General features: G+C 33.7%; 10 protein-coding genes, 2 tRNA genes and 1 pseudogene. 10 read left to right on the forward strand and 3 right to left on the reverse strand.

Annotated elements, in window-relative coordinates:
- Nucleotides 1-333: 333 nt before the first annotated feature.
- The gene (locus ACE939_RS15615) at nucleotides 334-1,476 is read right to left on the reverse strand and encodes an acyl-CoA dehydrogenase (RefSeq protein ID WP_378186657.1); all 1,143 of its coding nucleotides are present in this window, start codon (nucleotides 1,474-1,476) and stop codon (nucleotides 334-336) included.
- Between the two features lie 420 nt (nucleotides 1,477-1,896).
- On the opposite strand from ACE939_RS15615, the gene ACE939_RS15620 reads away from it, so the two are divergent.
- The 8 genes from ACE939_RS15620 to ACE939_RS15655 all read left to right on the forward strand — a co-directional run bounded on the left by ACE939_RS15620 (nucleotide 1,897) and on the right by ACE939_RS15655 (nucleotide 8,201).
- Complete coding sequence (locus tag ACE939_RS15620; RefSeq protein ID WP_378186658.1) at nucleotides 1,897-3,123, forward strand: Glu/Leu/Phe/Val dehydrogenase dimerization domain-containing protein; 1,227 nt, start codon at nucleotides 1,897-1,899, stop codon at nucleotides 3,121-3,123.
- A 26-nt stretch (nucleotides 3,124-3,149) separates the two neighbouring features.
- Nucleotides 3,150-4,622 carry a sodium/proton antiporter NhaB gene (nhaB, locus tag ACE939_RS15625; protein WP_378186659.1) on the forward strand — a complete coding sequence of 491 codons (1,473 nt, stop codon included), beginning with the start codon at nucleotides 3,150-3,152 and terminating at the stop codon, nucleotides 4,620-4,622.
- Between the two features lie 63 nt (nucleotides 4,623-4,685).
- The gene (locus ACE939_RS15630) at nucleotides 4,686-5,384 is read left to right on the forward strand and encodes a MotA/TolQ/ExbB proton channel family protein (protein WP_378186660.1); all 699 of its coding nucleotides are present in this window, start codon (nucleotides 4,686-4,688) and stop codon (nucleotides 5,382-5,384) included.
- A 2-nt stretch (nucleotides 5,385-5,386) separates the two neighbouring features.
- Nucleotides 5,387-5,779 carry an ExbD/TolR family protein gene (locus tag ACE939_RS15635; protein ID WP_378186662.1) on the forward strand — a complete coding sequence of 131 codons (393 nt, stop codon included), beginning with the start codon at nucleotides 5,387-5,389 and terminating at the stop codon, nucleotides 5,777-5,779.
- Between the two features lie 37 nt (nucleotides 5,780-5,816).
- Nucleotides 5,817-6,665, forward strand: coding sequence for an energy transducer TonB (locus ACE939_RS15640; protein WP_378186664.1), 849 nt, complete (start codon nucleotides 5,817-5,819; stop codon nucleotides 6,663-6,665).
- Between the two features lie 6 nt (nucleotides 6,666-6,671).
- Entirely contained in the window at nucleotides 6,672-7,898 is a 1,227-nt protein-coding gene (locus ACE939_RS15645; protein WP_378186666.1) for a bifunctional folylpolyglutamate synthase/dihydrofolate synthase, read from the forward strand.
- 86 nt (nucleotides 7,899-7,984) lie between these two features.
- A tRNA-Val gene (locus tag ACE939_RS15650) sits at nucleotides 7,985-8,059 on the forward strand.
- A 67-nt stretch (nucleotides 8,060-8,126) separates the two neighbouring features.
- Nucleotides 8,127-8,201 (forward strand) — tRNA-Val (locus tag ACE939_RS15655).
- 28 nt (nucleotides 8,202-8,229) lie between these two features.
- On the opposite strand, the pseudogene ACE939_RS15660 reads toward ACE939_RS15655, so the two are convergent.
- Nucleotides 8,230-9,184, reverse strand: a pseudogene (locus ACE939_RS15660) (transposase).
- Nucleotides 9,185-9,197: 13 nt separating this feature from the next.
- The gene (locus ACE939_RS15665) at nucleotides 9,198-9,524 is read right to left on the reverse strand and encodes a transposase (protein WP_378186667.1); all 327 of its coding nucleotides are present in this window, start codon (nucleotides 9,522-9,524) and stop codon (nucleotides 9,198-9,200) included.
- Between the two features lie 1,048 nt (nucleotides 9,525-10,572).
- On the opposite strand from ACE939_RS15665, the gene ACE939_RS15670 reads away from it, so the two are divergent.
- Complete coding sequence (locus tag ACE939_RS15670) at nucleotides 10,573-10,935, forward strand: integrase core domain-containing protein (protein WP_378186668.1); 363 nt, start codon at nucleotides 10,573-10,575, stop codon at nucleotides 10,933-10,935.
- 541 nt (nucleotides 10,936-11,476) lie between these two features.
- Nucleotides 11,477-11,998, forward strand: coding sequence for a UpxY family transcription antiterminator (locus ACE939_RS15675; protein WP_378186670.1), 522 nt, complete (start codon nucleotides 11,477-11,479; stop codon nucleotides 11,996-11,998).
- Nucleotides 11,999-12,454 lie beyond the last annotated feature (456 nt).

Raw genomic sequence — 12,454 nt, forward strand, 5'->3', positions numbered from 1 at the left:
AAAATAATAAAGATGAACTTAACATGTTCTTTGGCCTCCCTTTACCGATAAGAAAATTACATACTATCAACTTTATCAAAAATCTCGGTAGAAAAATCAGAAAGTTTGTTAAAAGTGGAATAGTGCTCCCGATTTATAACGTGCTCAAAAAACCAGTGTTTTTAGTCTTAAACAAAAATTGGATAAAAGTTTTGATTGTAGTGTATGCGGTAAGCTCTTAAATGGCAACCAATGCTTAAGCAATTCTTGGCTATATTTAAAAAAGCGGGTTTAACACTAAAAGTTAAACCCGCTTAAATTTTTATTAACCTACTGTATGGGATCGTACCAATATTAATCCTTTAATATAGATCTTGATATTACTATTTTTTGAATTTCACTTGTACCTTCATAAATTTGAGTAATTTTTGCATCACGCATTAAACGTTCAACGTGATATTCTTTTACAAACCCATTTCCTCCGTGAACTTGAACGGCTTCAACCGCCACGTCCATGGCAACTTGTGAAGCGTATAATTTTGCCATAGCTCCAGATAAATCATAGTTTTCATGATTATCTTTATCCATAGCGGCTTTGAATACTAACATTCTTGCAGCTTCAATAGCCGTATGCATGTCTGCTAATTTAAAGGCAATAGCTTGATGATTCATGATTTCAGTTCCGAATGCTTTACGCACTTTTGAGTACTCTTTAGCTAACTCATATGCTCCGGATGCTATACCCAAGGCTTGTGCAGCAATACCAATACGTCCGCCAGCCAATGTTTTCATTGCGAATTTGAATCCAAAACCATCTTCGCCAATACGATTTTCTTTAGGAACCTTTACATCATTAAAAATTAAAGAATGTGTATCACTACCTCTAATACCTAATTTATCTTCTTTGGGGCCTATTTCAAACCCTTCCCATCCTTTTTCGACAATAAAGGCGTTAATCCCTTTATGTTTTTTTTCCTTATCAGTTTGTGCGATTACCAAATAATAATCGGCACTACCACCATTAGTAATCCAGTTTTTAGTTCCATTAAGAATATAATGATCACCTTTGTCAATGGCAGTCGTTTTTTGCGAAGTTGCATCACTACCAGCTTCTGGCTCTGATAAACAAAATGCGCCAATTGATTCACCTGTAGTAAGTTTAGTCAGATATTTTTCTTTTTGAGCTTTATTACCATAGGTATCCAAGCCCCAGCAAACCAAAGAGTTGTTTACAGAAACAATAACCGAACATGAAGCATCGATTTTTGAAAGTTCTTCCATTACAAGTACATAAGATATAGTATCCATGCCACCACCACCATACTCTGGTGAGGCCATCATACCCAAAAATCCAAGTTCCCCCATCTTTTTTACTTGCTCGGTAGGGAACTCTTGCTTATTATCTCGATCGATAACTCCTGGTAATAATTCTGCTTTCGCAAAATCGCGAGCTGCGTCGCGAATCATTAATTGTTCTTCGGTTAATTTAAAGTCCATATATAATTTAAATTTACTATGCATGCATAGCACGCGATTTGTACTTTTTGATAAAAATAATTATCGATAAGTATCGAATTTTTATTAATCCTACAAATATAAGTTATATAACAATAGTTTTAGTATTTATTTCATTTTTTGAAACTTCAACAAACCTTAAAATTATTTAAAGAATTTGTTTATTTCATCGAACGAATATCTAATTAAAATGTTTAATTTTCGGTATTATTATTTTTTAAATATTTACGTATTTCCCATATTTTGTTTTTTTATATTTGTGAAATTTTGATTTATATAAACTTCAATTTTCAAACTAGGCATGTAGGGTGAAACCGAATTTATTTCTATCTAAAATTATTTGGAATAGAAAGTTGTTAAAACCATGCAAATTTAGTGTCTGATTTGAATTGGAAACATACTATGAAAGAACTATTAAAAAAGTACGAAAATAAGAGTCCAGAGATTATTTTTAATTGGAAGGATTCTGAGACAGAAGCCGAAGGGTGGACGGTGATAAACTCTTTAAGAGGTGGTGCTGCTGGTGGTGGAACTCGAATGCGTAAAGGATTAGATCAAAATGAAGTATTGTCTCTAGCCAAAACTATGGAGGTAAAGTTTACTGTATCTGGGCCAAATATTGGCGGGGCAAAATCTGGAATTAATTTTGATCCCAACGATCCAAGAAAAACAGGAGTACTAGAGCGCTGGTACAAAGCCGTTTCTCCATTATTAAAAAGCTATTATGGAACGGGTGGAGATTTAAATGTTGATGAAATTCATGAAGTAATTCCCATCACCGAAAATTGCGGTGTATGGCATCCTCAAGAAGGAGTTTTTAATGGTCATTTTCAACCTTCGATTGCAGATAAGATTAATAGAATAGGTCAGTTACGTCAAGGTGTTATTAAAGTGTTAGAAAACACTATGTTTTCTCCCGATGTATCGCAAAAGTTGACCGTTGCAGATATGATTACAGGTTATGGAGTTGCCGAGGCAGTTCGTCATTATTACGCAATCTATGGCGGAGATGTAAAGGGAAAACGAGCTGTGGTTCAAGGTTTTGGTAATGTAGGGTCTGCTGCAGCTTATTACCTTGCCGAGATGGGAGCTAAGGTAGTGGGGATAATTGACCATGCAGGAGGACTTATTAATGAAAATGGTTTTACGTTTGACGAAATCAAAAGTTTATTTTTAAACAAAGTAGGTAATAAGCTATTCAGCGATACGTTAATTCCGTTTGAAGAGGTTAATAGTAGGATTTGGGAGCTGCAAACCGAAATTTTTGCACCTTGTGCCGCATCTAGGTTAATAACAAAAGATCAAATAACCAAAATGATTGATTCGGGATTAGAAGTGATTTCCTGTGGTGCTAATGTTCCTTTTGCAGACAAAGAAATTTTCTTTGGACCTATTATGGAGTATACCGATGAGCGTGTAAGCTTAATTCCAGATTTTATTTCGAATTGCGGTATGGCGAGAGTTTTTGCCTATTTTATGGAGAGAAGAGTACAAATGACAGATGAAGCTATTTTTATGGATACATCAGAAACCATTCGTAAGGCTATTGCTCATGCGTATTCTAACAATCCTACCAAAACAAATATTAGTAAGACAGCTTTTGAGATAGCACTTAAACAGTTGATATAATTTTAACCCCTTATAGTAAGTAGATTATGTTTAAATATTTTTTAGGAAACAGCCCGCGATGGTTTAAATTAATAATGATTGGATTTCTAATCTTCAATGTGTTTTCCTTTTACATTTTGGGACCTGCAGTTACTGCATGGCTTGTAATAGGTGAATTTATCTTTACCTTGGCAATGGCACTTAAATGTTATCCGCTTCAATCGGGAGGATTGTTAGCAATCGAAGTGCTTATTCTTAACCTAACTACCCCCAAAAACGCATATAACGAAGTATCACAAAATCTTGAAGTAGTTTTGCTTTTAGTTTTTATGGTAGCTGGTATTTATTTTATGAAGCCTTTGCTAATGTATATTTTTAGCAAAGTTTTTACCAAAATTAGATCTAAATTAGTTCTATCCTTACTTTTTGTCTTTTTATCTGCGGTTTTATCGGCATTCTTAGATGCTCTTACAGTTACGGCGGTTTTAATAAGTGTCGCGGTAGGTTTCTATGGAGTTTATCATAAAATTCATTCTATGGTAGATGCAGATTTTGATAAGGATGGTACCTTGGACCGGAAAGAATTAAGTGGAGAAACGCTAGAAAAATTTAGAAGTTTCTTACGTAGTTTAATTATGCATGGTGTAGTGGGTACTGCACTAGGTGGGGTTTGTACCTTGGTTGGGGAACCACAAAATTTATTGATAGGAGAAAAAATGGGTTGGGACTTTATACAATTCTTCATTCAAATGGCGCCAATCACAATGCCAGTGCTATTCTTCGGGTTACTAACTACCGTACTTTTGGAAATAACGGGATGGTTTGGTTTTGGAGAAAAATTGCCAGCTGTAGCAAGAAGAATAATCGAAAGTTATACAGATGAAGAAGATGGTAAGCGTTCTGATCAAGAAAAGTATGGATTAATAGTACAAGCAGTGTCAGCTATTTTATTGATAGTAGGTTTAGCTCTTCACTTGGCTCCAGTTGGATTTATTGGTTTAGCACTTATTATTATTCAAACCGCATTTATGGGAATTACAGAAGAACATTCTCTGGGTAAAGCATTCGAAGAGGCTTTACCTTTTACAGGTCTCTTGATTGTATTTTTTGTTGTGGTAGCTATGATTCATGATCAACATTTATTTACACCGATTATTGATTGGGCGCTATCTTTGAAGCCTCAAGACCAACCAGCAATGTTTTATGTTGCTAATGGAGTGTTGTCTATGATCAGCGATAACGTATTCGTAGCAACTGTTTATATTGGAGAGGTAAAGCAAGCATTTGATAATAATGTTATTACTAGAGAACAGTTTGAAAAGCTAGCCATTGCTATTAATACAGGTACTAATTTACCGAGTGTTGCTACACCTAATGGACAAGCAGCCTTTTTGTTTTTACTTACTTCGTCCTTAGCTCCTTTAATTGGGTTATCGTATGGAAAAATGGTAAAAATGGCACTTCCTTATACAATTGTGCTAGGAACAGTAGGGTTGTTGGGAATTATTTTTATCTTGTAATAGCATACTTAACCTATTCAAAAAACGTTATTGTATTAACCTTTAAGTAACAAACACAATATGATGCATTTACTAACACTTGGTTCACTTGCCCAAATAGCCGAGAACGTTGCTCCCGAAGCAGAAGAAAAATCCTTATCAATTATAGATTTATTACTTAGCGGAGGCACCGCTGGAGTTTTAATAATAGCCATATTATTCGTTTTGCTATTCGTAGCGGTGTACATATATTTTGAAAGAATTTTTGCCATTAAAGCAGCCTCCAAATATGATGAAACTTTTATGCATCAAATTAGAGATCATGTTGCAAGTGGTAAAATTGAAGCAGCCAAAATTCTCTGTGCACAAACTAATAATCCAGTTTCTCGTTTGACAGAAAAAGGCATTTCGAGGATAGGAAGTCCGTTAGATGATATCAATACAGCAATCGAAAATGCAGGACGTCTAGAAATTTATAAACTAGAAAAAAATGTAAGTATACTGGCTACTGTAGCAGGGGCTGCACCAATGATTGGATTCTTAGGAACCGTAATTGGTATGATTTTAGCCTTTCATAATCTAGCATCTAGCTCTGGAAGTGCTGATATGGGTTCTCTTGCCGAAGGTATTTATACTGCAATGACCACTACGGTTGCGGGTCTTGTGGTTGGAATTGTAGCTTACATAGGTTATAATCATTTGGTGGTGCGAACAGATAAAGTTGTACACCAAATGGAAGCAACTGCGGTAGATTTCTTAGACTTATTGAACGAACCTGTATAACTATGAATTTACGTGGAAGAAACAAAGTAAGCCCTGAGTTTAGTATGTCGTCAATGACAGATATAGTTTTTTTATTGTTGGTGTTTTTCTTATTGACATCACCAACTATTACACCAGAAGCTTTGGACTTGATTTTGCCAAAGGCAAGTGGTAAAAGTTCAAATGTTCAAAATATATCTGTAAGCATAACCAATAAACTCCAGTATTATATCGATACAGAACGCATCAGTCAAAGTAGCTTAGAATCAACTCTAGTAGAGCGACTAGCTGGTACCCCAGAACCTACCATAATTTTGAGAGCAGAAGAAGGTGTGCCTATTGAAAAAGCTGTGAGCGTTATGGATATTGCTAACAGAAATAAATTTAAAGTAATACTGGCTGTGAAACCAGAGTAATATGTTCAATCTAGATACAAAGTACAAACGTAAATCAATGATGGTAACTATATTATTACATATAGTAATTGTCCTCTTATTGTTTTATGTAAGCCTAAACTATCTGGATCCAGCTCCCGAGCATGGTATAGCTGTTAATTTTGGTACTTCTGATGTTGGTAATGGTACCAATCAGCCCAAAAAGAAAATTAGAACAACTCCTAAACCACAAGTAACAGCGCCTGCCGCTATAAAAAAGAATGAAATTGTGGAAGAGACTTCAGAAGTGTCTGAAAAAGTTGTTACACAAGTCAATGAAGCCGCTCCAGTTATAAAAAATCAAACGGAAACTAAGAAAAAAACGGCAGAAAAAATAGACAAAAAACAAAAGGCTCAAGATTCCAATCGTGAAAACGTTAAAAAAGAAGTAGAGAAGCCTGTAGAAAAGAAGCCAGAGCCCAAGCCCGATAAGTCAACTTTGGATATTTTAGATAGTTTTGCTAAAGGAGCCAAAGCAGACGGAGAAATAGATGATGGTCAAGGGAACAATAGTACTTTAGGTGATAAAGGGAATGCTGATGGAGATCCTAGTGCTAAGTCTTATTATGGTACAGGTAAAGGACTTGATGGGGATGGGAACTATCGTTTAGGCGGCAGAAAGGCATTAAATAAAGAAAGATTTGTTCAAGATTGTAACGAATCAGGTATTGTAGTGGTTCGTATTGACGTAGATCAACAGGGAAGGGTTATTAGAGCTACTCCAGGTGTTAAGGGAACAACTAATAATGCAAACTGTCTTATGGAGCCAGCTAAAAGAGCGGCACTTTCAACACGATTTAATAGTGATGCCAAAGCACCGGTTAAACAAGTTGGAACAATCATTTATCAGTTCGAAATTTCAGAGTAGTTAATCATGAATATCCAAATGAATTATGAGGAAACATTAAACTGGATGTTTGCTCAACTACCGATGTATCAACGTGTTGGTACTTCTGCGTACAAAGTAGATCTTTCAAACACAATAAAACTCGCTCAACACCTAGGGAATCCTCAAACCACATTTAAAAGTGTTCATGTAGCAGGAACAAATGGTAAAGGCTCAACAAGCCATATGATAGCCTCTGTGTTACAAGAGGCGGGTTATAAAGTGGGTTTATATACCTCACCCCATTTAAAAGACTATAGAGAGCGTATTAAGATTAATGGCGAGATGATAAGTGAGCGTTTTGTTGTTGATTTTATTGAAAAGAATAAGAGTTATTTCGAAAGTAATTCATTATCATTTTTTGAAATGACAGTTGGTCTAGCGTTTCAGTACTTTTCTGATCGGAAAGTTGATATAGCAATTATAGAAACTGGCCTTGGCGGTCGTTTGGATTCCACAAATATTGTTATTCCAGAAGTTTCGGTAATTACAAATATAGGATTAGATCATACGCAATTTTTAGGAACGACGTTTCAGGCAATAGCCAAGGAAAAAGCAGGAATTATTAAACCTTACATTCCTGTTGTTATAGGAAGATCTCATACTGAAACGATAGAAGTTTTCAAAACTGTTGCCCAATACAATGGATCAACACTTCACTTAGCCGAAAACATAGTCTCTGATATTCCAACTGATTTGAAAGGTTCTTATCAAAGAGAGAATGTACGCACAGCTATACAAACACTTTACGTTTTAAAAGATTTAGGATGGAAAATAAATAGTAAGCTTATCTATGCGGGATTAACAAATGTAATTAAAAACACTGGTTTATTAGGGCGTTGGCAAACACTTCAATTAGAACCTAAGGTACTTGTCGATACAGCGCATAATTTTGATGGACTTCAAATCGTATTAGAGCAACTTAGTTGTGAACCATACGATAATCTGCATATAGTTTTAGGTATGGTAAAGGATAAAAATTTAGAAGAGTTGCTACCTTTATTTCCTGTTGAGGCCACCTACTATTTTGTCAAACCAAATATTCCAAGAGGAATGGATGAAAATAAATTACAAGAATTAGCTAAAAAATTTGAGTTAATAGGAAGTGCTTTTGGAAGTATAAATTTAGGGTATTCTACTGCATTACAAGCTGCTACAAAATCTGACTGCGTATTTGTGGGAGGGAGCACATTTACAGTAGCAGAAATAATTTAATTTTTTTTTGAAAAAGCTTTGGTAGAGTGTAAAACTGTGCTATATTTGCATCCGCAATCAGGGAATAACTGTTGCGAAAATGACAAGGGCGATTAGCTCAGTTGGTTCAGAGCACCTCGTTTACACCGAGGGGGTCGGGGGTTCGAATCCCTCATCGCCCACAAGAAAACCCATACAATTGTATGGGTTTTTTAATAAGTTCTTTTTAGTAATAGTTATTTTTTTAATGGGTCATTAACTCAGTTGGTTCAGAGTGTTACCTTGACAGGGTAGAAGTCACTGGTTCGAATCCAGTATGACCCACAATAGGGATCAATCCCAATTGTTGTGTTTATGCAAATATTCTGGTTAGTCTGAACAGAAAAAATTCTACATTTTTAACTCCTCTGAATTGTACTCTAAAGGCTTTGATTTTTGCATTAAAAGATTCTGCTGAAGCATTTGTACTTCTATTTATAAAGTAATTCAAGATAGATCTATAGTTGATTGTTATTGTATTAGCTATGGTATTAAATACTTTAAACCCTGTTTGTTCCACATCTTTATACCAATGTGCTAGTTTGGTATAAGCTGTTTGGATTGAAGTAGCTGTATTAAATATATTTCTCAATCCTTGCACTAAGTTGTACGCCTTTTTAATGTCTGGATATTGGTCAAACAATATTTTGGATCTTAAGTATTGATTTTGTGTCCAATTGTTCGGTGCTTTATAAAGTAAATATCTACTTCTGGCTAAGAGTTGTTTTCTGGTATCTCCATTGTCAAAGGTTTCTGGATGATGTTCTGTTTGTTTACTCTCGGCTTGTTGTATTTGTTCATTTTCCTTATCAATAGCTTCTCAACGATGTTTGATTCTGATATCTTGTAATGCTTCTAAAGTAAGTTTTTGTACATGGAAACGATCGGTAACCTGTATGGCTTTAGGAAAGCATTTCTTAGCGATAACCTTCATAGAATTGGCCATATTTAGAGTGATTTCTTTTACTTTATCCCTAAGTGGTTTTGAGATTTTATGGAGTTGTTCTATGATAGGTTCTACTTTGGTTCCTGCTAGTATTGCCACAATAGCTCCTTTCTTGCCTTTTGCACTTTTATTGGTAATGATGGTATAGAGTTCTCCTTTAGAGAGTGCCGTCTTCATCTATGGATAAACGTCTGCCTATATTCTCAGGAAAAACCAGCCACTCTTTGGCATGAGACTTATCTTTCCATTCTTCAAATTCACTAAGATAATCTCGATATTGACGTTGTAACTTTTTACCATTGACCCCGTAAAAACTGCCAATCGTATGGCAATCATTAGCCCTGGTAGTTATTAAGTACTTTTAAAGAAGCAGTAAACTCTACTGTCATACGAGTTCCCTGTGCTACTAAACCCCAATCTCTTTGAACAACTTGCTTACTTGTTTTATCTAACCAGCCACGACGTTTAATATAAAGATAGACCTTCTTTCCTCGAATAGGAAAATCTTGAATCGTTATTGCTTTATGAAAACCATGAGAAATAACTATGCGAGACGAAAACCCTTCTGGAATATCTGCTTTTTCTTCGAAATGAAGGTGAAGAATATCTTTTTCTACTTCATGGTTTATAATGTCAAAGTGAGTAATCAATAGTTCTGGCAAGAGATCTTACAGTAAGTCAATATATGGATCCAATAGTTGCTTTTTTTTGCAAAGATCATAATCTTATTTCAATCCGCCCACAACTTTTAGGAATGATCCGTTATGTCCGAGACCCATTTCTCTCATAATATTAAAGAGGTAAATTTTCTATCAAGTTTGTTGTCTACAACGGTTAAATTATGTTTGGAATCCGTAGCAACTACAAACTTCTTCTTGAGTACGCTTTATAATCCTAATTATTTCATAAGCAAAGCAATATAAGATACTGAATAATACAATTCGTTACGTACCAGAGCCTTTTTTATACGTTTACTACCATAGATTTATCTATTTTGGTCAAATAACAAAATAATACGCTTTTTAAGGTAAACCAAAGAGGTTTTTTGTTTTTTAATCAATGATAACATGAATTCTTACTTACTTCCATACACTTACACAACTTCTCGACAGGATATTTTTTTTTGCAGTCAGTAATAAACTGATACCTTACCGGTCGCTCTTGAAGAAGATGCTTACTGCCTTTATTAAGATATTCCCGCTCCATAGTAATTTTTCTAAACTCTTTAGGTAAATTAGCATCTCTTGTTTCTCTTCTGAATCTTCATCGGTGGCTTTTAGTATTCCAGAATCCTTTTTGAACTCTCATCTTGAGCGATTAACTAAATTTTTACCAAGATTATATTCTTTACAAATTTCACTTACACGCTTACCTGATAGTACAAGTTCTACAATGGTTCGTTTAAATTCTAAATAGAAACTCCTTTTTTTCATTTGATAAAAGTAAAAAGCTTTTAAAAATTGTCACAACAAAACTAGATACTCCAGAATAAACGACCCAGACAAAATCGATCAGCTTCCCATATACAACCTAGCGAGGGTAAGACCTCTTATTTAAACGAATGCTAGAGTATGGATTTCGTTTGTGATCAGCTATATAACGGTAGTCATTTTAGGGCTTTAACTGTAGTAGATAATTATATAGTCGCAAGTGCTTAGCTATTCATGCAGGAAGATCGCTTAAAGGAAAGGGAGTGATGTTGTTCAAGTGATGGAGACTATCACTTTTGGAAACGAAGTGCTACCTAAACGCATCAAAGTTGATAATGGAAGTGAGTTCATAAGTAAAGTTTTGGACATATGGGCTTATCAGAACAATGTGGAGCTTGACTTTTCAAGACCAGATAAACCTACTGATAACCCGTTTATCGAAAGTTTCAATGGTAGCTTTAGGGATGAATGCCTAAATGCAAATTGGTTCTTTTCTTTAGGAGATGCACAGGAAAAGTTCGATATTTGGAAAACAGATTATAACGGTTTTATATCACACAGCTCATTGGGGGACATGTCCCCCAATGAGTACATCAAAATAAATGAAAAAAACTCAGACCCTCTAGTTATGACCAATGCATAAATATGAGAAGAGGTCAATTCTTAGCTATTTTATTCACGATTATATTTTTACTTCGATCTATATAGATTTTTAGAAACACCTTATCGTTATCTTATTAAATTAACTGTTAAGATAATTAAGTTAATGTTAATTTTATGAATATAACGCATTGTATTTAAGATAATTAATTGATTTTTACATTTTACATGTAGTATTATTGTGGTTTTTCCATATTAATTTAAACTAATTCTTTTTCTATATTTGTTAATGAACTTATGTTTGACGAATCAAGTTTTTAATATTACTTCTTTCTAATTACTACCCCAATTAGTTTAAACTTAAATGATTCAATTATTTAAAACTTTGAATTTTCTTAATCAGTCTGAGGTTCAGTTTGTTTTAAGAGAGTATGAATTTTAAATAGAAAAAAAATTAATTCTAAAATCTTTATTTTCAAAAGATTTATGTGAGTTGCAATGGCGTAGCCATGTCAATTACACACTACATCTCAAATATTAATTTTATTAAACCTATTTAATATAAATCAAGATTTCATTAAATTATGCCAATAAAAATTAAAACTGGCTGGTATGTTCTATATGTACGATCATGTCATGAAAAAAAAATACATGATATTTTAATTGAAAATAATTTTGAATCTTTTTTCCCAACTATAAAAACGATTCGTAAGTGGAGTGACAGAAAAAAAATAATTTTTAAACCTTTATTTCCATCTTACATTATAGTTAAAATTAATTCTGCTAAGGATTTTAATAAAGTTCTTACTATAGAAGGTTCATGTGCATTTATTCGATTTGGAAAAGAGTATGCTAGAGTTAGGGAAAGGGAGATTCAAAATATTAAAAAATTCATCAATATTAAAGGATTATCAGATGTTGAGAACTATAACCTTAAAGAAGGTGAGATTAGAAAAATAGAATTTGGTCAACTAAGTGGTTTAGACTGTGAGATTTTAAAAATCAATAATCTTAATAAGATTATAGTTAGAATAGAATCGCTAAAGCAAACTTTGATAGCCACCGTGCCTTCTAACCATCTTTCTATTATTTCAGCTACCGTATAAGTAACCTCATTTCTTATTTTATTTTCTTTTAGCTTAATTAGAAGTTCTCAAATCATATTTGAGTGTAGTCGATGATCGGTCAAATATCTAATAATTTTACAATTAAAATTATATTATTTGTTTGAGAAGAGTATTTTAAACTCATAAATACTCTCTTTTTAATATTTTGATTTTCGCTTATTTGATTACTTCGGTTAATTTAAATATTAGATAGCTCATTATATCAAAAAATGCTGTAAATGGTTCAGCAAGTAAGTTTTAGCCAACTATAATTTATTTGAAATTACCATTTTATAAATGGAATGAGGTTTTGCACTTCTAGATTAAGCAAAATAAAAGAATGCATAGTCATAAAACCTCATTATTCCTAATTATGAATTTAAATTAAAATTAGTCCTTATCCATTTTAATTTTTGTCTTATCAATAATGAGGATGGATGATTTAATATTTGTGTT

Source organism: Aquimarina rhodophyticola (genome assembly GCF_042434915.1).
Taxonomy (GTDB): Bacteria; Bacteroidota; Bacteroidia; order Flavobacteriales; family Flavobacteriaceae; genus Aquimarina.

What these genes read in the sequence shown, in the direction of transcription:
- ACE939_RS15615 (WP_378186657.1), bottom strand. Translation starts at nt 1,476, where the DNA reads ATGGACTTTAAATTAACCGAAGAACAATTAATGATTCGCGACGCAGCT.
- ACE939_RS15620 (WP_378186658.1), top strand. Translation starts at nt 1,897, where the DNA reads ATGAAAGAACTATTAAAAAAGTACGAAAATAAGAGTCCAGAGATTATT.
- nhaB (WP_378186659.1), top strand. Translation starts at nt 3,150, where the DNA reads ATGTTTAAATATTTTTTAGGAAACAGCCCGCGATGGTTTAAATTAATA.
- ACE939_RS15630 (WP_378186660.1), top strand. Translation starts at nt 4,686, where the DNA reads ATGCATTTACTAACACTTGGTTCACTTGCCCAAATAGCCGAGAACGTT.
- ACE939_RS15635 (WP_378186662.1), top strand. Translation starts at nt 5,387, where the DNA reads ATGAATTTACGTGGAAGAAACAAAGTAAGCCCTGAGTTTAGTATGTCG.
- ACE939_RS15640 (WP_378186664.1), top strand. Translation starts at nt 5,817, where the DNA reads ATGATGGTAACTATATTATTACATATAGTAATTGTCCTCTTATTGTTT.
- ACE939_RS15645 (WP_378186666.1), top strand. Translation starts at nt 6,672, where the DNA reads ATGAATATCCAAATGAATTATGAGGAAACATTAAACTGGATGTTTGCT.
- ACE939_RS15670 (WP_378186668.1), top strand. Translation starts at nt 10,573, where the DNA reads ATGGAGACTATCACTTTTGGAAACGAAGTGCTACCTAAACGCATCAAA.
- ACE939_RS15675 (WP_378186670.1), top strand. Translation starts at nt 11,477, where the DNA reads ATGCCAATAAAAATTAAAACTGGCTGGTATGTTCTATATGTACGATCA.